At 68.6% G+C, this 25,061-nt stretch carries 23 protein-coding genes; 22 read left to right on the top strand and 1 reads right to left on the bottom strand.

The features are described from left to right. Positions 1-8: 8 nt before the first annotated feature. From ruvX to nusB, 9 genes are all read left to right on the top strand, one after another. A complete protein-coding gene (gene ruvX, locus ARTB_RS01920) occupies positions 9-593 on the top strand; it encodes a Holliday junction resolvase RuvX (protein ID WP_243177367.1) in 585 nt (194 codons plus the stop codon). Further along, a complete protein-coding gene (mltG, locus tag ARTB_RS01925) occupies positions 590-2,344 on the top strand; it encodes an endolytic transglycosylase MltG (RefSeq protein ID WP_243177368.1) in 1,755 nt (584 codons plus the stop codon). The genes ruvX and mltG overlap by 4 nt, the downstream gene beginning before the upstream one ends. Beyond that, positions 2,341-3,252, top strand: coding sequence for a shikimate dehydrogenase (locus ARTB_RS01930; protein ID WP_243177369.1), 912 nt, complete (start codon positions 2,341-2,343; stop codon positions 3,250-3,252). Before mltG ends, ARTB_RS01930 begins: the two co-directional genes overlap by 4 nt. Positions 3,253-3,278: 26 nt before the next feature. Beyond that, positions 3,279-4,478: a chorismate synthase gene (gene aroC, locus ARTB_RS01935; protein ID WP_028276469.1), complete on the top strand. Its 1,200-nt coding sequence runs from the start codon at positions 3,279-3,281 to the stop codon at positions 4,476-4,478. A 53-nt stretch (positions 4,479-4,531) separates the two neighbouring features. After that, positions 4,532-5,098 carry a shikimate kinase gene (locus ARTB_RS01940; RefSeq protein ID WP_308197220.1) on the top strand — a complete coding sequence of 189 codons (567 nt, stop codon included), beginning with the start codon at positions 4,532-4,534 and terminating at the stop codon, positions 5,096-5,098. Then, a complete protein-coding gene (gene aroB / locus ARTB_RS01945) occupies positions 5,098-6,189 on the top strand; it encodes a 3-dehydroquinate synthase (RefSeq protein WP_243177370.1) in 1,092 nt (363 codons plus the stop codon). Before ARTB_RS01940 ends, aroB begins: the two co-directional genes overlap by 1 nt. Beyond that, on the top strand, positions 6,189-6,707 hold the full coding sequence (locus tag ARTB_RS01950; RefSeq protein WP_243177371.1) for a tetratricopeptide repeat protein: 519 nt from the start codon (positions 6,189-6,191) through the stop codon (positions 6,705-6,707). Before aroB ends, ARTB_RS01950 begins: the two co-directional genes overlap by 1 nt. A gap of 153 nt (positions 6,708-6,860) precedes the next feature. Further along, positions 6,861-7,424 carry an elongation factor P gene (gene efp, locus ARTB_RS01955; protein ID WP_018773146.1) on the top strand — a complete coding sequence of 188 codons (564 nt, stop codon included), beginning with the start codon at positions 6,861-6,863 and terminating at the stop codon, positions 7,422-7,424. Then, a complete protein-coding gene (gene nusB / locus ARTB_RS01960) occupies positions 7,424-7,834 on the top strand; it encodes a transcription antitermination factor NusB (RefSeq protein WP_018773145.1) in 411 nt (136 codons plus the stop codon). Before efp ends, nusB begins: the two co-directional genes overlap by 1 nt. A gap of 75 nt (positions 7,835-7,909) precedes the next feature. Here nusB and ARTB_RS01965 read toward each other — a convergent pair whose 3' ends face one another. Next, a complete protein-coding gene (locus tag ARTB_RS01965) occupies positions 7,910-9,184 on the bottom strand; it encodes a PrsW family intramembrane metalloprotease (protein ID WP_243177372.1) in 1,275 nt (424 codons plus the stop codon). Between the two features lie 136 nt (positions 9,185-9,320). Here ARTB_RS01965 and pyrR point away from each other — a divergent pair, with 136 nt between their 5' ends. The 13 genes from pyrR (at position 9,321) to ARTB_RS02030 (ending at position 24,836) form a co-directional block, all read left to right on the top strand. Continuing rightward, positions 9,321-9,947, top strand: coding sequence for a bifunctional pyr operon transcriptional regulator/uracil phosphoribosyltransferase PyrR (pyrR, locus tag ARTB_RS01970; protein WP_243177373.1), 627 nt, complete (start codon positions 9,321-9,323; stop codon positions 9,945-9,947). Further along, positions 9,944-11,014 (top strand): aspartate carbamoyltransferase catalytic subunit, encoded by a 1,071-nt coding sequence (locus ARTB_RS01975; RefSeq protein ID WP_243177374.1) that lies wholly within the window; start codon positions 9,944-9,946, stop codon positions 11,012-11,014. Before pyrR ends, ARTB_RS01975 begins: the two co-directional genes overlap by 4 nt. Beyond that, positions 11,014-12,402, top strand: coding sequence for a dihydroorotase (locus tag ARTB_RS01980; RefSeq protein ID WP_243177375.1), 1,389 nt, complete (start codon positions 11,014-11,016; stop codon positions 12,400-12,402). The genes ARTB_RS01975 and ARTB_RS01980 overlap by 1 nt, the downstream gene beginning before the upstream one ends. Then, complete coding sequence (locus ARTB_RS01985) at positions 12,399-12,920, top strand: PH-like domain-containing protein (RefSeq protein WP_243177376.1); 522 nt, start codon at positions 12,399-12,401, stop codon at positions 12,918-12,920. Before ARTB_RS01980 ends, ARTB_RS01985 begins: the two co-directional genes overlap by 4 nt. Positions 12,921-12,972: 52 nt before the next feature. Further along, the gene (gene carA, locus ARTB_RS01990) at positions 12,973-14,211 is read left to right on the top strand and encodes a glutamine-hydrolyzing carbamoyl-phosphate synthase small subunit (RefSeq protein ID WP_243177377.1); all 1,239 of its coding nucleotides are present in this window, start codon (positions 12,973-12,975) and stop codon (positions 14,209-14,211) included. Then, on the top strand, positions 14,211-17,510 hold the full coding sequence (carB, locus tag ARTB_RS01995; RefSeq protein WP_243177378.1) for a carbamoyl-phosphate synthase large subunit: 3,300 nt from the start codon (positions 14,211-14,213) through the stop codon (positions 17,508-17,510). Before carA ends, carB begins: the two co-directional genes overlap by 1 nt. Beyond that, positions 17,503-18,369 carry an orotidine-5'-phosphate decarboxylase gene (gene pyrF, locus ARTB_RS02000; protein ID WP_243177379.1) on the top strand — a complete coding sequence of 289 codons (867 nt, stop codon included), beginning with the start codon at positions 17,503-17,505 and terminating at the stop codon, positions 18,367-18,369. Before carB ends, pyrF begins: the two co-directional genes overlap by 8 nt. A 189-nt stretch (positions 18,370-18,558) precedes the next feature. Next, positions 18,559-18,876, top strand: a complete 318-nt coding sequence (gene mihF, locus ARTB_RS02005) for an integration host factor, actinobacterial type (RefSeq protein ID WP_028276460.1) — start codon at positions 18,559-18,561, stop codon at positions 18,874-18,876. A 40-nt stretch (positions 18,877-18,916) separates the two neighbouring features. After that, positions 18,917-19,489 (top strand): guanylate kinase, encoded by a 573-nt coding sequence (gmk, locus tag ARTB_RS02010; protein ID WP_028276459.1) that lies wholly within the window; start codon positions 18,917-18,919, stop codon positions 19,487-19,489. A gap of 39 nt (positions 19,490-19,528) precedes the next feature. Then, complete coding sequence (gene rpoZ, locus ARTB_RS02015; RefSeq protein ID WP_018773134.1) at positions 19,529-19,789, top strand: DNA-directed RNA polymerase subunit omega; 261 nt, start codon at positions 19,529-19,531, stop codon at positions 19,787-19,789. A gap of 52 nt (positions 19,790-19,841) precedes the next feature. Beyond that, a complete protein-coding gene (locus tag ARTB_RS02020; RefSeq protein ID WP_243177380.1) occupies positions 19,842-21,155 on the top strand; it encodes a bifunctional phosphopantothenoylcysteine decarboxylase/phosphopantothenate synthase in 1,314 nt (437 codons plus the stop codon). A 77-nt stretch (positions 21,156-21,232) separates the two neighbouring features. Further along, positions 21,233-22,468 (top strand): methionine adenosyltransferase, encoded by a 1,236-nt coding sequence (metK, locus tag ARTB_RS02025; protein ID WP_243177381.1) that lies wholly within the window; start codon positions 21,233-21,235, stop codon positions 22,466-22,468. A gap of 178 nt (positions 22,469-22,646) precedes the next feature. Next, positions 22,647-24,836 (top strand): primosomal protein N', encoded by a 2,190-nt coding sequence (locus tag ARTB_RS02030; RefSeq protein WP_243177382.1) that lies wholly within the window; start codon positions 22,647-22,649, stop codon positions 24,834-24,836. Positions 24,837-25,061 lie beyond the last annotated feature (225 nt).

Raw genomic sequence — 25,061 nt, forward strand, 5'->3', positions numbered from 1 at the left:
GATCCCACGTGTCTGAAGCTGCTGTGGCCGGCGTCTACCCCCGGGGCGTGAAGCTCGGGGTGGACGTCGGCACCGTCCGTGTGGGGGTGGCCGTCTGCGACCCCGACGGAATCCTGGCGACGCCGCTGCGCACGCTGGCGCGGAACGTGAAAAAGAACACTGACGTGCGAATCCTGGCTGCCCTGGCCGCGGAGCTGGACGCCGTGGAGATTTTCGTGGGACTGCCGCGCACCATGAAGGGCGAAGAGCACGCCTCCGCCAGGATGGCGACCGAGTACGCACAGCTGCTGGTACTGGCCCTGCAGGACGCCGGATCCGAGGTGCCCGTGCGCCTGGTTGACGAGCGGCTCAGCACCGTGAGCGCCCACCGCAACCTGCACGAAGCTGGCATGAGCAGCAGGAATCACCGTACAGTTGTTGATCAGGTTGCGGCGGCAGGTATTCTGCAACATGCGATTGATATGCAAAAGGCCAGGGGAACGGAGGTCGGAAACCGCGTGTACGCGGAGTCTGCGCCGGGGCCGACCGGAGGCGGCGCACAGACCGGCCCGGCAGTACAGACGCACTCTTCAGAAAATGGAAGGCTACAGTGAGCCCGGTCAACAGTGATGACTCCTCCGGTGACGCCCTTGGTGGCGCCGGCCGACCGCTGACGCGCAAAGAAATCCGGGCCCGGGAAAAGCTTCTGGCCACCCAGGGCCACAACGTGATCCCGCCGCAGGCTTTTGAGACGGGACCGGACGTTCCGACGCCGGCAACGGCACCGGCACAGGAACAGGCACAAGACAGCGAACTGCCGCAGGCCGCACCGGAACTTCCCGACGCGGCACCGACAGTGCACGAAGAAGCCATTCGTGAAGAGCCCGTGCACGAAGAAGCCGTGCGTGAAGAGCCCGTGCACGAAGAAGCCGTGCGTGAAGAAGCCGTGCGTGAAGAGTCCGTGCGCGAAGAAGCCGTGCACGAAGACTTCACGCAGCTGATCCCTGTCCGTGATGTACCAGTCCACGAAGTACCTTCCCGCGACGAGCCCGTCCGCGAAGACGCTGGCCACGAGGACGTCGTCTATGCGTCAGCGGGCCGGCTCGGCCACGGGGCCAGCCACGATGCGGCTGCCCATGACGCCGGCGTCCACGATGGCTACGCTCCGCACCCCCACGACGCGGCCCACCATCTCTACGACAGCTCCGTTGACCCCCAGGCACAGCCGCACCCGGAGGCCGAGTACCACGGCGACCCGGGCGAGGAGCTGATGGCCGGAGCGGTCCGCTACGACAAGGGACCGTCCAAGAAGGTCCGCCGGCGGCGCCGCTTCCTGGCACTGGTGCTGACCCTGACGGTCTTCGTCGTCGCAATCGCCGTCGGCGCACAGTTCCTCAAGCCCCTCCTGGGCGGGGACACCATGGCCGACTACCCAGGCCCCGGAACCGGTGAGGTCACCATCACGGTCGAACCCGGCGCCGGAACGCGGTCCGTGGCCACCGAACTTCAGTCGAAGAAGGTCGTGGCCAACGCGGACACCTTCCTCAAGGAGTTCACCGCATCCGGCGGTGCCCTGAACCCCGGCACGTTCTCGATGCGCCAGGAAATGAAGAACTCCGATGCCGTGGATGTCCTGCTCAACAAGGGCCAGAGCAAGGTCATGTACTTTGCGCTCAGCGCCGGGCTGCGGATCGGCGAATCCCTGCAGGCGATTTCCGAGGGCACCGGGATTCCTGTTCAGGATCTGAAAGCGCTCAGCGATGCGCCCGCGCAGTTCGGCGTCCCGGCCAAAGCCAAGAACCTCGAGGGCTACCTGGCGCCGGGGGAGTACCGCTTCCCGTTGGGCTCCTCCGCCAAAGACATTTTGCAGAAGCTCGTCGGCAGCACCCAGGATGAACTCAAGGCCCAGGGCGTTACCGATCCCGCGAAACAGTACGACGTCGTGACCGTGGCCAGCATCGTCCAGGCCGAAGGCGGCCAAGCCGAATATGGTGACGTCGCCGGCGCCATCTACAACCGCCTCAAGCCCAACAACACCGAGACCAACGGGCTCATCCAGTCCGATGCCACCGTCACCTACGGCCTGGGCATCCGCAGCTTCCACATCGACGAGGCCCAGAAGGCTGACAAGTCGAACCCGTACAACACCTACGCCAACCAGGGGCTGCCCGCCGGCCCCATCGGTTCCCCCGGCAAGACGGCCATTGACGCCGCCGCCAAGCCCAAGTCCAACAGCTTCCTCTACTGGGTCACCATCAACCTGGACACCAAGGAGACCAAGTTCTCCAAGACGCTCGCGGAACACAACGGCTACGTGGCGCAGTACAACGCCTGGTGCGAGGCCAACCCGGGACGCTGCGTATGACGCTGCGGGCGGCCGTCCTCGGGCATCCCATCAGCCATTCGAAGTCGCCCGCGCTGCACCGGGCCGCGTACGCCCACCTGGGCGTGGATATCGCCTACTCCGCCATTGACGTGACCGAGGCCGCCCTGCCCGATTTTATGAGGCAGGTCAGGGACGAGGTGCGCGCTGACGGTTCCTGGCGCGGCTTGTCGGTCACCATGCCACTCAAATCGGCCATGGTGGCGGAAGTGGACGAGGTCCGGGGCGTGGGGCGCGCACTCGGGGTCGTCAACACGGTTGCGTTCGAATCAGACGGCGGCAGTGCCGGCCACACGCGACTGGTCGCGTACAACACCGACGTCACCGGGATCGTCAACGCGCTCCGGCACGCGGGGGCAGCCTCGGCGCCCACCGCCGTGATCCTCGGCGGGGGCGGGACCGCGGCAGCAGCCATCGCGGCGCTCAAGGAACTGGGGGCGGTGTCCGCCGAAGTGTTCGTCCGCGATGTCAGCCGCGCGGCGGAGGCCCGCGCGGCCTCCGCCGCCGTCGGCGTCCCCGTCCGGGTGCTTCCCCTCGCCGGGGCGGCAGCCGCCGTCGCCGCGGCCGACGTGGTCATCTCCACGCTGCCGCCCCGCGCTGCAGACGCACTGGCCGGTGAACTGGCCGAAGAGCTGGCGGCGAAACGTCCAGGAGAACTGCCTCCGCATGGCAGCCCGGGCGTCCTCCTGGACGTCGCCTATGATCCATGGCCCAGCCGGATCGCCGCGGTCTGGCAGGAAGCCGGCGGAACGGTGGTCCCCGGCCTGGAAATGCTGATCTACCAGGCGGTGGAGCAGGTACGGCACTTCACCGGGCTGGGCGGGGCCCTCCCTGCCGGTGTCACAGATGTGATGTGTGACGCAGTCGGGGCGCCCCGACGGGTGTTCTAACCGCCCGACATGGCAGGATGGAATGTATGTTGCGTTGGTTGACTGCCGGAGAATCCCATGGCCCGGCACTGGTCGGAATAATTGAAGGCGTGCCCGCCGGTGTGGAACTCACCAGCGCCCACATCAGCGAGGCGCTGGCCCGCCGCCGGCTCGGCTATGGCCGCGGCGCCCGGATGAAATTCGAGCAGGACGTGGTCACGATCCTCGGCGGAGTCCGCCACGGCCTGACCCAGGGCGGCCCCGTCGCCATCCAGGTCGGCAACACCGAATGGCCCAAGTGGGAACAGATCATGTCCTCCGATCCCGTGGAGCCCGAAATCCTGGCCGACCAGGCCCGGAACGCCCCGCTGACGCGCCCGCGGCCCGGCCACGCAGACTTCACCGGCATGCAGAAATACGGCTTCGACGAGGCCCGCCCGGTCCTGGAGCGCGCCAGCGCCCGCGAGACGGCCACGAGGGTGGCACTCGGCACGGTCGCCGCGGCCTTCCTCAAGCAGCTCGGCATCGAGCTCGTCTCCCACACCGTATCCATCGCCAGCGTCGCCGTGCCGGAGGGCCGGCCGCTGCCGGTGCCGGGCAACGTGCTCGCCCTGGATGCCGACCCGCTGCGCTGCTTCGACCGCGAAACCTCGGACGCCATGGTGGCCGAGGTCGACGTCGCGCACAAGGAAGGCGAAACCCTCGGCGGCGTCGTCGAAGTGCTTGCCTACGGACTCCCCCCGGGACTCGGCAGCTACGTGCACTGGGACCGGCGCCTCGACTCGCGTCTGGCGGCCGCCCTCATGGGCATCCAGGCCATCAAGGGCGTTGAAGTCGGCGACGGCTTCCTGACCGCCGCGCGCCGCGGCTCCGCCGCCCACGACGAGATCGTCAAAGACGCGGACGGCAAGATCATCCGTACCTCCAACCGCGCAGGCGGGATCGAGGGCGGCATGAGCATTGGCGATGTCCTGCGCGTCCGTGCCGCCATGAAACCGATCGCCACCGTGCCCCGTGCGCTCAGGACGGTCGACGTCAGCACGGGGGAGGCCGCCAAGGCCCACCACCAGCGCTCCGACGTCTGTGCCGTGCCGGCCGCCGGTGTGGTGGCCGAGGCCATGGTGGCCCTCGTGATCGCCGAAGCGGTCGCGGAAAAATTCGGCGGTGACTCCGTGCAGGAGACCGCCCGCAACATCAAGGGTTACCTGGACAGCATTCCGGCGTCCCTGGACTCGATCGGCCACTAGTGCCGGCCGGGAAAACCGACGGGCCCTCCGTCGCGGCGGCGCCCGCGGCAAATATCGTTGGCCCGGTGGTCCTGATCGGACCGATGGCCGTGGGCAAATCGGCGATCGGACAGCAGCTCGCCGAGCACTTGGGGTGCGCCTTCATGGACACCGACGCCCTCGTGGTGGCCCAGCACGGGACGATCGCCGAGATCTTCGCCAGCCGCGGCGAGCACGCCTTCCGCGAAATGGAGGCCCGGGCCGTGGCCCAGGCCATCGAAGAGGCACAGGGCGGCACCGCCGTCATTTCGCTCGGCGGTGGGGCCGTCCTTGATTCCGGTACCCAGCAGCTCCTGGGCCGCTGTACCGTTGTTTACCTCGAATGCGACGCCGAGACTGTAGCGGAACGCATCGCCAGAAATTCGGGCCGGCCGCTCCTGGCCGGCGACGCCATGGGCCGGTGGCGGACCTTGTTCGCCACCCGGCAGCCGGTCTACGAACGGCTCGCCGACCTCGTCCTCGATGTCCGGCGCGGCAGCGTTCCGGAGCTGGCTCACCGGCTGGAAGATGCGCTGGGGGAGCGCGCCGCGGCTAAGGCCGCGGCGGTGCCCACTCCGGCGTCGACAAAGGAAGTTGAATAGTGAGTACCGAATCAACCGTCATCAAAGTCACCGGACAAACGCCGGGTGAGAACTACGACGTCGTAGTGGGCCGCGGCCTCTTGGCAAGCCTGCCGGGCCTGCTGGGTGAGCGCGTCAAGCGCGTGCTGGTCATCCACCCCCGTGCGCTGCGGTTGACCGGGGACACCGTCCGGGAAGAGCTGGCCGCCGCCGGGTTCACCGCGCTGACCGCAGAAATCCCCGACGCCGAAGAGGGCAAACACATCGAGGTCGCCTCGTTCTGCTGGCAGGTGCTGGGGCAGAACGACTTCACCCGCTCCGATGCCATCGTCGCCGTCGGCGGTGGCGCCGTCACCGACCTGGCCGGCTTTGTCGCCGCGACCTGGCTGCGCGGCGTGAAGGTCATCCACATGCCCACGAGCCTGCTGGGCATGGTGGATGCCTCGGTCGGCGGCAAGACCGGCATCAACACCGCCGAGGGCAAGAACCTGGTGGGCGCGTTCCACCCGCCGGCCGGTGTCCTCGCGGACCTCGACACGCTGGAGACGCTGCCGAAGAACGAGATCATCTCCGGCATGGCCGAGGTCATCAAGTGTGGCTTCATCGCCGACCCGGCCATCCTGGACCTGATCGAGAAGGACCCGTCCGCTGTCTCCGATCCGCGCTCGGACGTCCTGCGCGAACTGATCGAACGCGCCATCAGCGTCAAGGCCCGGGTGGTGTCCGAGGACCTGAAGGAAACCGGCCAGCGCGAGATCCTGAACTACGGCCACACCCTGGGCCACGCGATCGAACTCGCCGAGCGTTACTCCTGGCGGCACGGCGCCGCCGTCTCCGTGGGCATGATGTTCGCCGCCGAGCTCGCCCGCAGCGTCGGCCGGCTCAGCGACGCCGACGCCGACAGGCACCGCAGCATCCTGGAAAGCCTCGGGCTTCCCATCACCTACCGCCGCGACCGCTGGCAGGCCCTCCTGGACGGCATGCGCCGGGACAAGAAATCCCGCGGTGACCTGCTGCGGTTCGTGGTGCTCGACGGCGTCGGCCGGCCCGGCATCCTCGATGTCCCGGACACGTCCCTGCTGTTTGCCGCCTACCAGGAGATTGCCTCCTGATGCACATGGTCAAGGGCGGAACGAGCGAGTGGCCGGACGCGGGATTTCCCGGGATCCGGATCAACCCGCAGTCCCTGATGCCCCAGATCGTCAATGACGATGTCATGGCCGAGGCCCTGGCGGCCTCGACAGACCCCGGGGACCTGATCCTGGTCCGGCTCGTCGAAGGGCACGCGGCCGAAGCCGCCGAGCTCCTCGCCGAGGCCCGCTACAAGGACCCCGGCTCGCTCCGGCTGCGGATCTTCGAGGCGGACGTGCTCCGGGTCTCGAACCGGTTCGACCGGGCGGTGGAGGTGTTCCGCCAACTCCTCGCCGAGACCCAGGGCACCCTGGAGGAGGCCGCCGTCCGCCAGCACCTCGGCAGGGCCTACTTCGCCGGCGGGAACATTGGCGCCGCCGTCGAATCCTTCGCCAAGGCACTGGATCTGCGCGTCGCCGGGTCCGCCGACGCGGCCCTCATCTACGCCTCCACGGTGGCGCTGCAGCGCGCCCGGGACGTGCTGGAACAGCAGTCCTGAGCCCGCGTCAGCCAGCTGTCCTCCGGAACCGGTAGAATAGAACTTGGATTTTTGACAAACACGCGTTGGCGGCCACTTGGCATGCCGGCCCGGCATAAGCGTCCGACCGCTAGCACCGGTCGAATGGAACCATCGAGAAACTAAGAGGATACTGTGGCAACCACTAACGACATCAAGAACGGAACCGTCCTTAAGCTTGAGGGCCAGCTTTGGAACATCATCGAGTTCCAGCACGTCAAGCCCGGCAAGGGTGGCGCGTTCGTGCGCACCAAGATGCGCAACGTGATGTCCGGCAAGGTGGTCGACAAGACCTTCAACGCCGGACTGAAGATTGAGACCGCCACGGTGGACCGCCGCGACTACCAGTACCTGTACCAGGACGGCGCCGACTTCGTCTTCATGGACACCTCGGACTTCGACCAGCTCACCGTTTCCGCCGCCACCGTCGGCGACGCCACCAACTTCATGCTCGAGAACCAGATGGTCAACATCGCCATCCACGAGGGCAACCCGCTCTACATCGAGCTGCCCCCGAGCGTCGTCCTCGAAATCACCTACACCGAGCCGGGCCTGCAGGGCGACCGCTCCTCGGCCGGCACCAAGCCCGCCACCCTCGAAACCGGATACGAGATCCAGGTGCCGCTGTTCGTCGAGAACAACACCAAGGTCAAGGTCGACACCCGCGACGGCAGCTACCTCGGCCGGGTCAACGACTAGTGAGTGCGCGCGGTAAGGCCCGGAACCGGGCCCTCGATGTGCTCTTTGAGGCCGAGCAGCGCTCAGCCTCCGCGTTCGACGTGCTGAAGTCCCGCCGCGAGCAGACAGACCAGATCGTCAACCCCTACACCCTCGAAATCGTCGAAGGCGTGGTCTCGCACCAGGTGGCCATCGACGAATTCCTGGAGACCTATTCGCAGGGCTGGACCCTGGAGCGCATGCCCTCCGTGGACCGCATCATCCTGCGGATCGGCACGTGGGAACTGCTCTACAACGACGACGTCCCGGACGGCGTGGCGGTCAGCGAGGCCGTGGCCTTGGCCAAGACGCTCTCCACGGACGAGTCGCCGTCGTTCATCAACGGCCTGCTGGGCCGGCTGCAGCAGCTCAAGCCCTCGCTGCTGGCGTAAGCTCTCAGCGCCCCGAAGAACCCCGGCCAGGACATCCTGGCCGGGGTTCTTTCTTTTCCCCGGTTGCCCCGGTCCCTAACCGACGACGGCGGCCCGGAGCGCGGCGATCTCGGCGAGCTGGTGCTGCTCATCGCGCTGGTGTGCCGGCACGTCCCGGCCGCTGAGAATCCGTTGCCGGGTGAGGGCGAGCTGGGTGGCTGCATCGAGCAGCGCCTTCATCTGCACGCCCCGCCCGGTGGACCTGGCCCAGCGCAGCGCGGAACGGCGGCCGGCGGCAGTGGACAGCATGTCCACCTCGGCCGCGGTAAACCAGCCCGCGGCCGCGTATTCGGTCAGCCGCTGGCGCGTGAGCCTGCGCTCAGCCACCCGCAGCAGCACGATCACCAGCACCGCCAGCAGGAAGATCGGCACCTGCACCATCACATACCGGCCCAGGAAGTCCCGGCCCATGCTGTTCCAGGCGCTGTGCAGCAGCATCGCGGGGACGAGGCCGGCGAAGAACGCCAGCACGGACAGCCCGGTGCTCCCGCGGCCGGCGGCGAAGCCCATCACCAGACCGGTCGTACCCGTGAAAATGGCGTGGGCGAAGGGTGAGAGGACCCCGCGGAGAAAGAAGACCACCGCGAGGTCCGTGCCGGGGTCGCTGGATTCGGCGATGGCGCGGCCGAAGTAGAGGATGTTCTCGGTAAATGCGAAGCCCGCCGCGATGGTGAAGGCGAACACCACACCGTCGACCGGTCCGTTGAAGTGTTTCGGGGCAAAGAGCACGAGCAACAGCAGCCCCAGGGACTTGGCGAATTCCTCCACCACCGGTGCCTGGACCGTCACGGCGAACGTCGTATAGTCCAGTCCCGAGGCAGGCCCGGCCACCAGTGAGAAATAGGGCTGGATCAGCATCGTCACCGCGATCGAGACGACGGCTCCCCAGGCAAACGCGAAAAGCAGCAGGGGTTTCGGCTCGGGTTCCCAGCGGTCGATGAAGCGCACCGTCAGCAACACGGTCCCCAGGGGAACCAGCGAGGCCACGAAACCAATGGCAAAGCCGGTGATTCCGGTCCTTTCCAGCAGGAAGGGCACCACCAGGAAGAGGCAGAGGACCGCCAGGAATCCGCCGGCCATCACCAGGCCAAAAACACCGGAACCGCGGCCGTTCTTCCAGCCCGGTCTGCCTCCCGCCGGCCCGGCGGGAGGCAGCGCCGGCCGCAACTGGCCGCCGTCGTTGGCAGGAGCCTGCTGGTAGTTCGCCGGCTGGACACGCCCCAGCCACGTCGGGTTGGCCTGCCGGGGCAGCGGCCCCTGGCGCGGGCCGCCGGGGTGTTCATGCCCCGGCCGCGGTCCGTTCATCGTCATGGAACCGAGCCTATGTCCGTGTGAGGTTAAACGCATTCCGGCGGCGACGGGGCGACGGTGCCGTTGTGGTAATTTGAAAGAGCAAATAATCCTTTTTTAATTCCGTCCCGTGAGGCGGGGAAAGGGGAGACGAGCTTTGACTTCCGTGCCTTCAGCACCGGGTCCGGCGCAGGTGGTGCTCACCCGGGTTGTCCTCAACCAGGCTGACATCGACCGCGCGCTCACTCGTATCGCCCATGAAATTCTTGAGGCCAACAAGGGCTCCCAGGACCTCGTCCTGCTGGGCATCCCGCGCCGGGGCTATCCCCTCGCCGTCCGCCTCGCCGCCAAGATCGCCGCCGCGGATCCCACCGTGGACGCCGCCGCCATCGTCGGTCAACTGGACGTCACGATGTTCCGCGACGACCTCTCGCACCAGCCCACCAGGCCGCCGTACCCCACCCAGCTGCCGCGCACCGGCATCGACAACAAAGTTGTGGTGCTGATCGACGACGTGCTCTATTCCGGGCGCACCATCCGGGCAGCACTGGACGCCCTCATCGATCTCGGCCGGCCGCGGATTGTCCGCCTCGCGGTGCTGATCGACCGCGGCCACCGGGAACTGCCCATCCGCGCCGACCATGTCGGCAAGAACCTGCCCACCTCCTCATCGGAGAAGGTCCGGGTCCGGCTCGAGGAAACCGATTCTGCCGGAGGCGGGGCAACAGACGGCGCCCCCGACGGCGCCCCCGTCAATGAAGTCGTCATCGAGGCCACCGCATGAGGCACCTGCTCTCCACCGAAGACCTGAGCCTGCACAACGCCATCCGCATCCTGGACACCGCCGAGGAAATGGCTGCGGTGGGGGAGCGCGAGGTCAAAAAGCTCCCCGCCCTGCGGGGGCGCACCGTGGTCAACCTCTTCTTCGAGGACTCCACCCGCACCCGGATCTCCTTCGAAGCCGCCGCCAAGCGGCTCTCCGCCGACGTCATCAACTTCGCCGCGAAGGGCTCGTCCGTCTCCAAGGGCGAGTCGCTGAAGGACACCGCCCAGACCCTCGCCGCGATGGGCGCCGACGCCGTGGTCATCCGGCACTGGGCCTCCGGCGCCCCGCACCGGCTCGCCGCGACCGACTGGATCGACGCCGCCGTCATCAACGCCGGCGACGGCACCCACGAACACCCCACCCAGGCGTTGCTGGACGCGTTCACGATGCGCCGGCACTGGTCGAAGCTCGCCGGCACGCCGTCTGCCGGCGCCGACCTCAAAGGCATGCGCGTCGCCATCGCCGGTGACGTCCTGCACTCGCGCGTTGCCCGCTCCAACGTCTGGCTGCTGCGCACCCTCGGCGCCGAGGTCACCCTCGTCGCGCCGCCCACGCTGCTCCCCATCGGCGTCGAAAAATGGCCGTGCGCCGTCAGCTTTGACCTCGACGAGACCCTCGCGCAAGGCGTGGACGCCATGATGATGCTCCGCGTCCAGGGCGAACGGATGAATGCCTCGTTCTTCCCCACCACGCGCGAATACTCGCGGCGCTGGGGCTTCGACGACAACCGGCTCCGTGCCCTCGACAGCCTGGGGCTCAAGGACACCATCATCATGCACCCCGGCCCCATGAACCGCGGCCTGGAAATCTCCGCGGCCGCGGCCGACTCGCCCCGCTCCACCGTGCTGGCGCAGGTGCGCAACGGCGTCTCTGTCCGGATGGCGGCTCTGTACCTGCTGCTGTCCGGGGAAAACCGCGAGCCCGCCGTCGCACCAGTTTCTGCCCCTGCTTCTGCCTCTGCGGCCGCGTCCGCGGCGCACGCCGCCATTCCGAACCTCACTTATTCCCACCAGGAGAGCCACTGATGGCCGATCAGCACCAGAACGCAGACAACAGCGGCGCCTACCTCATCCGGGGGGCCTCGATCCTGGGCGGAGCAGCCGGGGACATCCTGATCCGGGACGGCGTGATCGCCGCCCGCGGCCGTCAGCTGGACGCCGACGGCGCCGGGGTGCGGGACGCAACAGTAATTGACGCCGCGGGCCTTGTCGCGCTCCCGGGCATGGTGGACATCCACACCCACCTGCGCGAACCCGGCCGCGAAGACGCCGAAACCGTCGAAACCGGCACCCGGGCCGCCGCCCTGGGCGGCTACACGGCCGTGCACGCCATGGCCAACAGCACCCCGGTGGCGGACACCGCCGGCGTCGTGGAGCAAGTCCTCACCCTTGGCCGGACCGCCGGCTGGGTGGACGTCCGCCCGGTGGGAGCAGTCACCGTGGGCCTCGCGGGGGAGCAGCTCGCCGAGCTCGGCGCCATGGCCGACTCCCGCGCCCACGTGCGGGTGTTCTCCGACGACGGCATCTGCGTCCACGATCCGGTGCTGATGCGCCGCGCGCTCGAATACGTCAAGGCATTCGACGGCGTCGTGGCCCAGCACGCGCAGGAACCCCGCCTCACCGCCGGCGCCCAGATGAACGAGGGGGAGGTCTCCGCCGTCCTCGGCCTGGCCGGCTGGCCGGCCGTCGCCGAAGAGAGCATCATCGCCCGGGACGTGCTGCTGGCCCAGCACGTCGGGTCCCGCCTGCACGTCTGCCACGTCTCCACGGCCGGGTCCGTGGAGATCATCCGCTGGGCCAAGTCCCGCGGCGTCAACGTCACGGCCGAGGTCACCCCGCACCACCTCTGGCTCACGGATGAGCTCGCCCGCAGCTACGACCCCGTCTACAAGGTCAACCCGCCGCTGCGCACGGACGCCGATGTCCAGGCCCTCCGGGCCGCCCTGGCCGACGGCACGATCGACGTCGTCGGCACCGACCATGCACCGCACCCGAGCGAACACAAGGAATGCGAGTGGGCGCAGGCAGCCATGGGCATGACCGGGCTGGAAACCGCGCTCTCCGTGGTCCAGCACACCATGATCGAAACAGGCCTGATGGGCTGGGAGGATTTTGCCCGCGTGACCTCCACGGCGCCGGCCGCCATTGGTCGGGTCCAGGACCAGGGCCGCCCGCTCGAGGCCGGGGAGCCTGCCAACGTCATACTCGTGGACCCGGCTGCGCGCTGGACCGTGGACCCTTCTAAGATGGCAACCATGGGCCGTAACTCTCCGTTTGCCGGCCGGGAACTGCCGGGGAAGGTAGTGGCGACGTTCTTCAAGGGCCACCCGACCGTTCTCGACGGAAAACTCAACACCCCGTACCGGTGGCCGGCCGAAGCGCTCGACGCAGGACCGGCGGGCCGCCGCCCGTGAGTGTCAAGGACCTCTCCCTGCTCTTCACGCTCGTCCTGATTGGCGTCGCGCTTGCCCTCATCGCCGTCGGCTGGCGTAACCGCCTGCGCCGCCAGTCCGACGTCGAGCCCCTCCCCGAGGTTCCCGCCGAACTCGGCGCCCCGCTGGCCGCCGCCGACGGCCAGTACGTCGCCTCCACCACCGCCGGCGACTGGCTGGACCGGATCGCCGTGCACAATCTGGGCATCCGCACCAACGCCAAGCTCTCCGTGCACCCGGAAGGCGTGCTGTTCGAGCGCGCGGGCGCCGGCCCGGTGTTCATCCCGGCCGGACGCCTGACCGGTGTGCGGCAGGAAAGCGGCATGGCCGGAAAGTTCGTGGAAAAGGACGGCCTGCTGGTGCTCAGCTGGATGCTCGGTTCCCACGAACTCGACACCGGCTACCGGACGCGCCGCGCCGAGGACAAAGCCGTGCTCCTCACCACCCTCCAAGATTTGATCTCCGCAGCCCCTCAGGCAGAAGCCGATAGTGGAAAGTAACGACGTGACGGACCCCAACGAAGTGACAGCAACAGCAGTGTCAGAAAAATCAGTGACAGAAGCTGCAGAGCCAGCAAAGGCCGCCGCTGCAGCATCCACCCCCGCGGTCCTCGTGCTCGAGGACGGCCGGATTTTCCGCGGCACCAGCTACGGCGCCACCGGAACGGCCCTCGGCGAAGCAGTCTTCGCGACCGGCATGACCGGCTACCAGGAGACCATCACCGACCCCTCCTACGCACGCCAGCTCGTGGTCCAGACCGCGCCGCACATTGGCAACACCGGCGTCAACACCGACGACGCCGAGTCCCGCCGCATCTGGGTGGCCGGCTACATCGTCCGCGACGCCGCGCGCCGGCCCTCCAACTGGCGTTCCGAACGCCCCCTCGACGACGAGCTCGTCGAGCAGGGGATCGTCGGCATCCAGGGCGTCGACACCCGCGCCATCACCCGCCACCTGCGCGAACACAAGACCATGCGCGCCGGCATCTTCTCCGGCGACGCCGCCCGCGCCACGGACAAGGAACTCATCGACGCCGTCCTGGCCAGCGCGCCGATGGAAGGCTCACGGCTCGCCGAGGAAGTCAGCGTGGACGCCGCCTACACGGTGGAGCCCAAGGACTTCGGCTGGGACGGCGAGCCGCGGTTCAGCATTGCCGCTATCGACTTGGGCATCAAGCGCATGACCCCCGTCCGGTTCGCCGAGCGCGGGGTGCGGGTGCACGTGCTGCCCGCCACGGCAACCCTCGCCGACGTCCAGGCCGTCAACCCGGACGGCTTCTTCATGTCCAACGGCCCCGGCGACCCCGCCACCGCGGACAACCAGGTGGCGCTGCTGCGCTCCGTGCTCGATGAGAAGATCCCGTACTTCGGTATCTGCTTCGGCAACCAGATCCTCGGCCGGGCCCTCGGGTTCGGCACCTACAAGCTCCGCTACGGCCACCGCGGCCTGAACCAGCCCGTGATGGACCGCCGCACCGGCAAGGTCGAAATTACTTCGCAGAACCACGGCTTCGCCGTCGACGCCCCGCTCAACGGCGCCACCCAAGCCCCCGAGGAACGCTTCGGCCGCGTCGAGGTCAGCCACGTGAGCCTCAACGACGACGTCGTCGAAGGACTGTCCTGCCTAGACATTCCGGCCTTCTCCGTGCAGTACCACCCCGAAGCGGCCGCCGGCCCGCACGACGCCGCCTACCTCTTCGACCGCTTCATCGAACTGATGGCGGACGCTTCTTCAAAGACAGAGACCGGCACAAAGACTGCCACCGATTCCAAGACTGAGGACACGAAGTAATGCCCAAGAGAACTGACCTCAAGAGCGTCATGGTCATCGGGTCCGGCCCGATCGTGATCGGCCAGGCGGCCGAATTCGATTACTCCGGCACCCAGGCTCTGCGCGTCCTCAAGGAGGAAGGCCTGCGGGTCATCCTCGTCAACTCCAACCCGGCCACCATCATGACGGACCCCGAGTTCGCGGACGCGACCTACATCGAGCCGATCACCCCCGAAGTGGTGGAGAAAATCATCGCCAAGGAGCGCCCCGACGCGCTCCTGCCGACCCTCGGCGGCCAGACGGCCCTCAACACGGCCATCGCGCTGGACAAGAACGGCGTCCTGGAGAAGTACAACGTCGAGCTGATCGGCGCCAACATTGCCGCGATTGAGCTGGGCGAGGACCGCGAGAAGTTCAAGGGCGTCGTCGAGCGCTGCGGCGCCGAGTCGGCCCGCAGCCACATCATCCACACCATGGACGAGGCACTCGCCGCGGCCGGTGACCTCGGTTACCCGATGGTCGTCCGGCCCTCCTTCACCATGGGCGGCCTGGGCTCCGGGCTGGCCTACGACGAGGGGGACCTGCGCCGGATTGTCGGCCAGGGCCTGCAGTACAGCCCCACGTCCGAGGTGCTGCTCGAAGAGAGCATCCTCGGCTGGAAGGAGTACGAGCTCGAGATGATGCGGGACAAGAACGACAACGTCGTGGTGGTCTGCTCCATCGAGAACTTCGACCCGGTCGGCGTGCACACGGGCGACTCGATAACTGTCGCCCCGGCCCTGACCCTGACGGACCGCGAATACCAGCGGCTGCGCGACATCTCCATCGCGGTCATCCGCGAGGTCGGCGTCGACACCGGCGGCTGCAACATCCAGTTTGCCGTCGAGCCGGACACCGGCCGCGTCGTCGTGATCGAAATGAACCCCCGCGTCTCCCGTTCCTCCGCCCTGGCGTCCAAGGCCACCGGCTTCGCGATCGCCAAGATCGCCACGAAGCTGTCCCTTGGCTACACCCTGGACGAGATCCCGAACGACATCACCCAGAAGACCCCGGCGTCCTTCGAACCGACCCTGGACTACGTGGTGGTGAAGGTCCCGCGCTTCGCGTTCGAGAAGTTCCCGGCGGCGGACCCCACCCTGACCACCACCATGAAGTCGGTGGGCGAGGCCATGGCCATGGGCCGGAACTTCACCGAGGCGCTGCAGAAGGCCTTGCGCTCCCTGGAGCAGAAGGGCTCCCAGCTGGACTTCAGCCACGTCCCGGAATGGGAAGTCGCGGAGCTGATCGAGAAGGCCAAGCGTCCCACCACCGAGCGCCTGCACCAGGTGCAGCGGGCCTTGCTCGGCGGCGCCACCGCGGAACAGCTCTTCGAGGCGACCAAGATCGACCCCTGGTACCTGGACCAGCTCCAGCTGCTGAACGAGATCTCGCTCGAAATCCGCCAGGCCGCGGCGCTGACGCCGGAGATGCTGACCCGCGCCAAGCGCCACGGCTTCTCCGACGAACAGATCGGTGCGCTGACCCACAACTCCGAGGACGTCGTCCGCGGGGTCCGGCAGGCCCTGGGCATCCGTCCCGTCTACAAGACCGTGGACACCTGCGCGGCCGAGTTCGCCGCCTACACCCCGTACCACTACTCCTCCTATGACGAGGAGGACGAGGTTGCGCTGCACGCCAAGCCGTCCATCATCATCCTCGGGTCCGGCCCCAACCGGATCGGCCAGGGTATCGAGTTCGACTACTCCTGCGTGCACGCCTCGATGGCGCTGCGCAAGGCCGGCTACGAGACCGTGATGGTCAACTGCAACCCGGAAACCGTCTCCACCGACTACGACGTCTCCACCCGGCTCTACTTCGAACCGCTCACCCTGGAGGACGTCCTTGAGGTCATCGCGGCCGAGGAGCGCACCGGCGGGGTCATGGGCGTCTTCGTCCAGCTCGGCGGCCAGACCCCGCTCAAGCTCGCCCAGCAGCTCGCAGACGCCGGCGTGCCGATCCTCGGCACCTCGCCGGAGGCAATCGACCTCGCCGAACACCGCGGCGCCTTCTCCCGCGTCCTCGACAAGGCCGGGCTCGTCTCGCCGAAGAACGGCACCGCCGTGTCCTTCGAGGACGCCAAGAAGATCGCCGACGAGATCGGCTACCCGGTCCTGGTCCGGCCCTCCTACGTCCTCGGCGGACGTGGCATGGAGATCGTCTACGACGAGCCCAACCTCTCCCGCTACATCGCCAACGCCACCGAGATCACCCCCGACCACCCGGTGCTGATCGACCGCTTCCTCGAGGACGCCGTCGAGATCGACGTCGATGCCCTCTACGACGGCACGGAGATGTACCTCGGCGGCATCATGGAACACATCGAGGAGGCCGGCATCCACTCCGGCGACTCGGCCTGCGTCCTGCCGCCCATCACCCTGGGCGGCAACGTGCTGGAACGGGTGCGGACCGCCACCCTGGCGATCGCCGAGGGCGTGGGCGTCCGCGGCCTGATCAACATCCAGTTCGCCCTGGCCTCCGACGTGCTCTACGTCCTCGAAGCCAACCCGCGCGCGTCCCGCACCGTCCCGTTCGTCTCCAAGGCCACGGGTGTCCAGATGGCGAAAGCCGCGGCCCTGATCGGCACCGGCGTCACCATCAACCAGCTCCGCAGCGCCTACAAGATGCTGCCGGAGAGCGGCGACGGCTCCACCCTGCCGCTGGACGCGCCGGTCTCGGTCAAGGAAGCCGTGCTGCCGTTCAGCCGCTTCCGCACCCCGGAGGGCAAAGTGGTCGACTCCCTGCTCGGCCCGGAAATGCGCTCCACGGGCGAGGTCATGGGCATCGACAAGCACTTCGACACGGCCTTCGCCAAGAGCCAGGCGGCCGCGAACAACGCCCTGCCCACCGAGGGCAAGATCTTCGTCTCGGTGGCCAACCGGGACAAGCGCTCGGTCATCATGGGCGTCAAGCGGCTCTCGGACCTCGGCTTCGAGATCGTCTCCACCGGCGGCACGGCCGACGTGCTCCGCCGCAACGGGATCCAGGCCACCCCGGTCCGGAAGGTCGCCGAAGGCTCCAGCGCCGAAGGCGAAGGCACCATCGCCGACCTCATCATCGCCGGCGAGATCGACATGGTCTTCAACACCCCCTCCGGCGGCGAGGCCCGCAGCGACGGCTACGAACTCCGTGCCGCCGCGACCTCGATCGGGATCCCGTGCATCACCACCGTGGCCGAGTTCAACGCCGCCGTCCAGGCCATCGAGGCGCTGCGCACCTACGAATGGTCGGTCACGAGCCTGCAGGAACACGCCGCGAACCTGAAGGCGCTCCAGGATGCCTGAGGCATCCACCGCCCCGGCGGCCGGCCGGGAAACCTTCGGCTCCCGGCTGGGGCGGGCCATGGCGGACCGCGGCCCGCTGTGCGTCGGCATCGACCCGCACCCGGCGCTGCTGCAGCGCTGGGGGCTCACTGACGACGCCGCCGGGCTGGAACGCTTCTCGCTGACCGTGCTGGAGGCAGTGGGCTCCCTCGCTGCCGCGGTGAAACCGCAGGTGGCCCTGTACGAGCGCCACGGATCGGCTGGAATCGCCGTGCTCGAACGCACCCTGGCCGCGGCGGCGGAAGCGTCCGTGCTGACCATCGCGGACGCCAAACGCGGCGACATCGGCTCCACCATGGCCGCCTACGCGGATGCCTGGCTGCGGGACGGCTCGGCCCTGGCCGCGGATTCGGTGACGTTGAGCCCGTACCTGGGCTTTGAGTCGCTCCGGCCCGCCCTGGACCTGGCGGCCGGGACCGGGCGCGGGGTGTTCGTCCTCGCGCTGACCTCGAACCCGGAGGGCGCCTCGGTCCAGCACGTCGGCGGGGCGGATTCCGTCGCACGGCGGATCACCGAAGCGGCCGCGGTGGAGAACCAGCGCTATGACGGTTCGCTCGGTTCCGTGGGCCTGGTGGTCGGTGCCACGGTGGGCTCGGCCCTTTCCGCACTCGATATCGATCTGGCGGCGGTCCGCGGGCCGATCCTGGCCCCGGGGCTGGGCGCTCAGGGCGCCACGGCCGCGGACCTGCGCCGCACGTTCGGTGCGGCCTATCCCCAGGTCCTGGGGACCTCGAGCCGGGACATTCTCGGCGCCGGACCGCAGCTGCAGTCCCTCCGGGATGCCGCGCGGCGCACCCTCGACGAACTCCTCGCGGCTTAGCGGCAGCCGCCTCGCCGGCCCGGGACCGGAGCTGCCGGACCCGGGCCGGGGGCTGTCCCGTTCGGGATTGCGCTTTTCCCGTTCCCGAACTGGCCGGCGCGCAGATTTCCATTGATTTCTGCCGCCGCCTGACGGTAGGTTCGGGGCAAGGGCATGAGTGCCCCGTCCCGCCATGCAGGGAGGCCTTCCGTGAGTTTGAGACCACTCACTCCTCAGGAGCGTTCCGACGCCCTTCGCAAGGCCGCTGCCGCAAGAGCCACCAGGGCCGAGGCAAAGGAGCGGCTCAAGACGGGCGAGCTGACCATCGCCAATGTCATCAGTGCAGGCGAATCCGACGACGCCATTGCCCGCATGAGAATCGTGGAGCTGCTCGAGGCCCTGCCCGGGATCGGCCGGGTCCGGGCGGCGGCCATCATGGACCAGCTCGGCATCGCACAATCCCGACGGGTCCGCGGCCTGGGAATCCACCAGCGCCGGGCGCTGGTAGATTTTATTGACGACAAGTAGCCCGGTCCGCCGAGCTGCCCACCACCGCCCAAAGGAATATGTGAGCAAGAAACCGGGACTGACAGTCCTCGCCGGCCCGACGGCTGTTGGCAAAGGCACCGTGTCCACCTACATCCGGGACAACTACCCCGGCGTCTGGCTCTCCGTGTCGGCCACTACGCGTCCGCCGCGGCCGGGGGAGCAGGACGGGATCCACTACTTCTTCAAATCGGCCGAGGAATTCGATTCCCTGGTCGAAAACGGCGAACTGCTCGAGTGGGCCGTCGTCCATGGCCGGAACCGCTACGGCACGCTGCGGAGCACGGTTGACGCCGCCATTGCCGAGGGCCGCTCGGTGCTGCTGGAGATCGATCTGCAGGGCGCCCGGCAGGTCAAGCAGGCCGTCCCGGATGCCCAGTTTGTGTTCCTGGCGCCCCCGAGCTGGGACGAAATGGTCCGCCGGCTGGTCGGCCGCGGCACGGAAAGCGCCGAAGAACAGCAGCAGAGGCTGGAAACCGCTAAACTAGAACTTGCCGCTGAACCGGAGTTCGACCACACCGTCATCAATGATGACGTTCGTCGGGCAGCGGACGAGCTTGTTTCACTCATGGGGCTGACCCCGAACCCGCGCTAGGCGCCGGGACGTACCGGCCCGTTAGAATTTGGAGAATTCGTGTCCACGAACCTTGAAGGCATCATCAACCCGCCGATCGACGAGCTGCTGAAGGCCGCCGACTCGAAGTACGGACTGGTGATTTTTGGTGCCAAGCGCGCACGCCAGATCAACGCGTACTACGCCCAGCTGCATGAGGGCCTGTTTGAGTACGTTGGCCCGCTGGTCGACACCAAGCTGAACGAGAAGTCCCTGTCGATCGCCCTGCGCGAGATCAACGAAGGCAAGCTCGTCTCCACGCCGATCGAAACCGCAGAGTAATTCCCCCCGCGGGAAGAGCCAAGTAAACAGACTGCCTGTTGACGGAGATCACGTGCGCATAGTCCTCGGAGTCGGGGGAGGGATTGCCGCCTACAAGGTGGCATCGCTCCTCCGGCTTTTTACTGAAGCCGGGCATGACGTCACGGTCATCCCCACCGAGGCGGCCACCCGCTTCGTCGGCGTCGCCACGTGGGAGGCCCTGTCCGGGCACCCGGTGAGCAACAGCGTGTTCGACGCCGTCCACACGGTCAACCATGTCCGGCTCGGCCACGAGGCCGAACTGATCGTCGTTGCCCCGGCCACGGCCGATCTCCTGGCCCGTGCGGCCAGCGGCCAGGCCGATGACCTCCTCACCAATACCCTGCTGATGGCCGGCGACTGCCCTGTGCTCATGGCCCCGGCCATGCACACCGAAATGTGGCAACACCCCGCCACCGAAGCCAACGTCGAAACCCTGCGCAGCCGCGGCGTCACGGTGCTGGAACCCGCGAGCGGGCGGCTGACCGGCGCCGACTCCGGGCCCGGCCGCCTGCCCGAGCCCGAGGCGATCTTCACCGCCGCCATGGCCCTCGCCGGCGCCGGCACGGCTGCCGCTTTTGAGGCGAGGCCGGCCGTTGACGCGGACGCGACCACTGACATGGCCGCCGCGCCGGCAGCGGCGCAGCCGGCGGTGACGCCGTTGGCCGGACTGACGGTGACCATCAGCGCCGGCGGCACCCGGGAACCGCTGGACCCCGTACGGTTCCTCGGCAACCGCTCCTCCGGCAAGCAGGGCGTGGCCCTGGCCGCGGCCGCCCGCGCAGCCGGCGCCCGCGTCCGCCTGCTGGCCGCCCACATGGAAGTCCCGGCGCCCGCCGGCGTCGAACTCGTCCCGGTCGAAACTGCCCTGGAACTGCGGGAGGCGGCGCTGCACGCGGCCGCCGACTCCGACGTCGTCATCATGGCTGCCGCGGTCGCGGACTTCCGGCCGGCGGACGTCGCCGGGACCAAGATCAAGAAACGCGACGACGTCGCCGATCCCGTGATCAACCTGGTGCGCAACCCCGACATCCTGCGCGAACTCGTCGAGGTCCGCGACGCCGCGTCCCGGAATCAGCTGATCGTCGGCTTCGCCGCCGAGACGGGCGATGCCGACGGTGATGTCCTGGACTATGCCCGGGCCAAGCTGCACCGGAAAGCCTGCGACCTGCTGGTCGTCAACCAGGTGGGCCGGGACTTGGTCTTTGGCGAGGACACGAACACAGTAGTCATCCTTTCCCGTGACGGCTCCGAACCCCAAGAGGCGTCGGGTTCCAAATCCGACGTCGCGGCTGCCGTGATCGACCGGATCAGCGCCGAGCTGAGCCGGGCTGTACCGCCGGCGTAGCCCGGCGTAACCAACATCTCCTTAGCACGGGGACACACGCCGCCGGACGTCCGTTATCCAACCAGTAAGGTAGTTGAGTGACTTTACCGCTGCACATCCCCGCCTTCCACGGGTCCACGCCCGCCGCGCTCCGGCTCTTCACGTCCGAGTCCGTGACGGAGGGCCACCCCGATAAGATCTGTGACCAGATCAGCGATGCGATCCTCGACGCCCTGCTCGACAAAGACCCCGAGTCCCGGGTAGCCGTGGAGACGCTGGCCACCACCGGGCTGGTCCACGTCGCGGGCGAGGTCACCACAGACGCCTACGTCGAGATCCCCCAGATTGTCCGGGAGACCATCCTGGGCATCGGGTACGATTCTTCGGCCAACGGCTTCGACGGCGCCCGGTGCGGCGTCTCGGTATCCATCGGCCAGCAGTCCAACGACATCGCCGGCGGCGTGTTCAACTCCCTCGAAGCGCGTGAGGGCCGCCAGGAGGACGACTACGACCTCCAGGGCGCCGGCGACCAGGGACTCATGTTCGGCTACGCCAGCGACGAAACGCCGTCCTACATGCCCGTGCCGATCTGGCTCGCGCACCGTCTCTCCGAGCGCCTGACCGAGGTCCGCAAGAACGGCGAACTCGCCTACCTGCGCCCGGACGGCAAGACCCAGGTCACCGTAGGCTACGACGGCGACCGCCCGGTCTCGGTCGAAACCGTCGTCATCTCCAGCCAGCACGCCGAAGGCACCAGCCTGGACCAGCTCCGGGCCGACCTCGCCGAGCTCGTGGTGGGACCGGTCATGGCACTGTCCAACCTGGACACCTCACGGACCCGCAACATCCTCAACCCCGCAGGCGCCTTTGTGATTGGCGGCCCGGTGGGGGACGCCGGCCTCACCGGCCGCAAGATCATCGTCGACACCTACGGCGGCATGGCCCGCCACGGCGGCGGCGCGTTCTCCGGCAAGGACCCGTCGAAGGTGGACCGCTCGGCCGCCTACGCAATGCGCTGGGTCGCCAAGAACGTGGTGGCCGCCGGCCTCGCCAAGCGTGCCGAAATCCAGATCGCCTACGCGATCGGCCAGGCCCGCCCAGTGGGAACCTACGTTGAGACGTTCGGAACCGAAACCGTGGACCCGGCCCGCATCAGCGCCGCGATCGCCGAGATCTTCGACCTGCGCCCGCGGGCCATCATCGACGCCCTCGACCTCAAGCGCCCGATCTACGCCAAGACCGCCGCCCACGGACACTTCGGCCGCGAAGACCCGGACTTCACGTGGGAACGCCTGGACCGGGTGGACGAGCTGAAGGCGTTCTTTAACGCCTAAGGCCCGGGACCGCACCGGCGTTCTGGGGCGTTTTGTCAGTGCCTCGTGATCTGCTGTAGCCAGGCCGCCTCCCGGTGGCCTGGCTACACGCTTTTTGAGTGCACTGCTTTTAGGGCCTGAATTTGAGTACCCGGTCAGTAGGTCGTTGTCGAAACAATCCGGAGGGGAGGTGCGAGCCGTGAGTCCCAATCCTGCCGGCGGCGCGCCCGGTGAACCCCAGCAGCTGTCCCTGCTCCAGGGTTTTCCCGCCTCCGCCGCGGAAGCGTCCGGGCCTGCCCTTGCGGCCCACCTGCCGGTGGCGCGGGTGCTGATCGAGTCCTCGCTGCCCCACCTGGACAGGCCTTTCGACTACAGCGTCCCCGCCGCCCTCGACGCCGACGCCATGCCCGGAGTCCGGGTCAAGGTCAAATTCAACGGGCAGGAACTGGCCGGATACCTGCTGGAGCGCACCGCCGGATCCGACGCCGGCCACCCCCTGGTGCCGCTGCACAAGGTGCTCTCCGCTGTCCCGGTCCTGACCCCCGCTGTAGCCGAGCTCGCCGGCCGGATCGCCTCGCGCTACGCCGGAACGGTCAGCGATGTCCTGCGCGTTGCCGTGCCGCCGCGCATGGCCAAGCTGGAAAAGGAATTCGCCCCGGACGGCCGGCTCGATCCCGCGCTGTTCGGCACCGAAACGTTCGGTCTGGCGACCGACGTGTCGCTTCCGTCGCCGGCTGCCGGCAGCGTCTGGACCCGGTACCGCAACGGTGCGGCATTCCTCGCCCACCTCGCCGCGGGGGAGTCGCCCCGGGCCGTGCTGACCGCCCTGCAGGGGTACGGGCCCGCCGGCTGGCCGCGGATGATCGCCGAAGCGGTGGCCGCGGTACGGATCTCCGGCCGCGGCGCCGTCGTGGTGGTGCCCGACTACCGGGACCTTGACCGCGTGGAATCTGCGCTGCTGGAACTGCTTCCCGGCGGCGACGTCGCCCGGCTCACCGCGGACGACGGCCAGACGCCGCGCTACCGCAGCTTCCTGCGCGTGCTCAGCGGCGCCGCCGGGGTCGCCGTGGGCACGCGGTCCGCGGCCTACGCACCGGTGCCGAACCTCGGGCTCGTCATCTGCTGGGACGACGGCGACGACCTCCACATCGAGCAGCGCTCCCCGTACGCGCACACCCGCGAAGTCCTCCTGCTCCGGGCCGGCCAGGAAGGGGCCGCGTGCCTGCTCGCGGCCCATTCGCGCAGCACCGAAACGGAGCGGCTGGTCGCCTCCGGCTGGGCCCAGGCCGTGGAAGCTGACCGGGCCGTCGTGCGGCGGACGGTCCCGCGGGTCCTGAACACAGCCGACAGCTACGAACTCGAGCATGACCCGCTCGCCCGGATCGCCAGGCTCCCCGGTGCGGCCTGGCGGGCCGCCAAGGAAGGCCTGGAACGGGGTCCGGTCCTGGTCCAGGTGGCCCGCGCCGGCTACGCCCCCTCGCTGGTGTGCGACACCTGTCGTGAACCGGCCCGCTGCACCGCCTGCAGCGGCCCCCTGGCGATCGCCGGCCCGGCCGGGAGCAGCGCCGTGCCGCAATGCCGCTGGTGCTCGGCCCCTGCCCCGGCCTGGCGCTGCGGCACGTGCAACGGCGCCAGGCTAAGGCGCGGCGCCACGGGAGCCCTCCGCACCGCGGAGGAGCTGGGCCGTGCGTTTCCGGGAAAACCGGTCATCACCTCCTCCGGGGACCAGATCAAGGCCACTGTTGCGGGGACCGCGGCCCTCGTGGTGGCCACCGTCGGTGCCGAACCCGTGGCTTTCGGCGGGTACGCCGCAGCCCTGCTGCTCGACGGCGACTCGCTGCTGCGCCGGGAAAACCTGAGGGCGGGGGAGGACGCGGTCCGCCGCTGGTTCAACGCCGCGGCCCTGGTGCGGCCCGCTTCCGAGGGCGGCCTGGTAGTCATCACGGCCGACGACGCCGCCGGGGTTGGCGCCCTGCTGCGCTGGGATCCCGCCGGATACGCCAGCCGGGAACTGGCACTGCGGCAGGAGCTGCAGCTGCCGCCCGCCGTGCGGGTCGCCTCCGTCACCGGCGGCAGGACCGCCGTCGGCCATTTCACGGATGCCATTCAGCAGCGGCTGGCGGCGCAGGGAACCGTCCTCCGGACGGCCGGGCCCGCGCCCGTCATTCTGCCGGCGGCCGCGGGGGCAGGCCGCACGCCGCCGCGGGATGCTGTGCCCCGGGATGCTGTGCCCCGGGACTCCGGCGAGGAGGTCCGGACCCTGCTGTTCATCCCCTACGCCCAGGCCGCGGCTGCCACGGCCGTCATGCGGGCCGTCAAGGCGGCGGCCGCAGCCAAGCGCAGCGACGACCCGGTGCAACTGCGCCTGGACGGCGTCGACGTCCTGTAGGACATTCCATTGCGTCCCCGCGGCTCACGTGGCCCCACCGGCACGGCGGTCCCTCTGTACAACGGGCGCGCATGCCGGCGGCCATTCGCCACAGACGGCCGGAATGAGGGTCCGTATTGCGGCCCTCTGCGGCAAATGGGTGGTCGGGGCCCGCAACACCGGCGTCATCCCGGCCTCGCTGCGGGTGGGGCGCGGAGTGGATCTCCGCGACGGCCACTTACAGCC

It is taken from the genome of Arthrobacter humicola (assembly GCF_022803015.1).
GTDB lineage: Bacteria > Actinomycetota > Actinomycetes > Actinomycetales > Micrococcaceae > Arthrobacter > Arthrobacter humicola_A.

Bases quoted from the DNA above. Each gene is read 5' to 3' on its own strand.
- ARTB_RS01930 (WP_243177369.1), top strand. From the start codon at position 2,341: ATGACGCTGCGGGCGGCCGTCCTCGGGCATCCCATCAGCCATTCGAAG.
- aroC (WP_028276469.1), top strand. From the start codon at position 3,279: ATGTTGCGTTGGTTGACTGCCGGAGAATCCCATGGCCCGGCACTGGTC.
- ARTB_RS01950 (WP_243177371.1), top strand. From the start codon at position 6,189: ATGCACATGGTCAAGGGCGGAACGAGCGAGTGGCCGGACGCGGGATTT.
- ARTB_RS01965 (WP_243177372.1), bottom strand. From the start codon at position 9,184: ATGACGATGAACGGACCGCGGCCGGGGCATGAACACCCCGGCGGCCCG.
- ARTB_RS01975 (WP_243177374.1), top strand. From the start codon at position 9,944: ATGAGGCACCTGCTCTCCACCGAAGACCTGAGCCTGCACAACGCCATC.
- ARTB_RS01980 (WP_243177375.1), top strand. From the start codon at position 11,014: ATGGCCGATCAGCACCAGAACGCAGACAACAGCGGCGCCTACCTCATC.
- carB (WP_243177378.1), top strand. From the start codon at position 14,211: ATGCCCAAGAGAACTGACCTCAAGAGCGTCATGGTCATCGGGTCCGGC.
- pyrF (WP_243177379.1), top strand. From the start codon at position 17,503: ATGCCTGAGGCATCCACCGCCCCGGCGGCCGGCCGGGAAACCTTCGGC.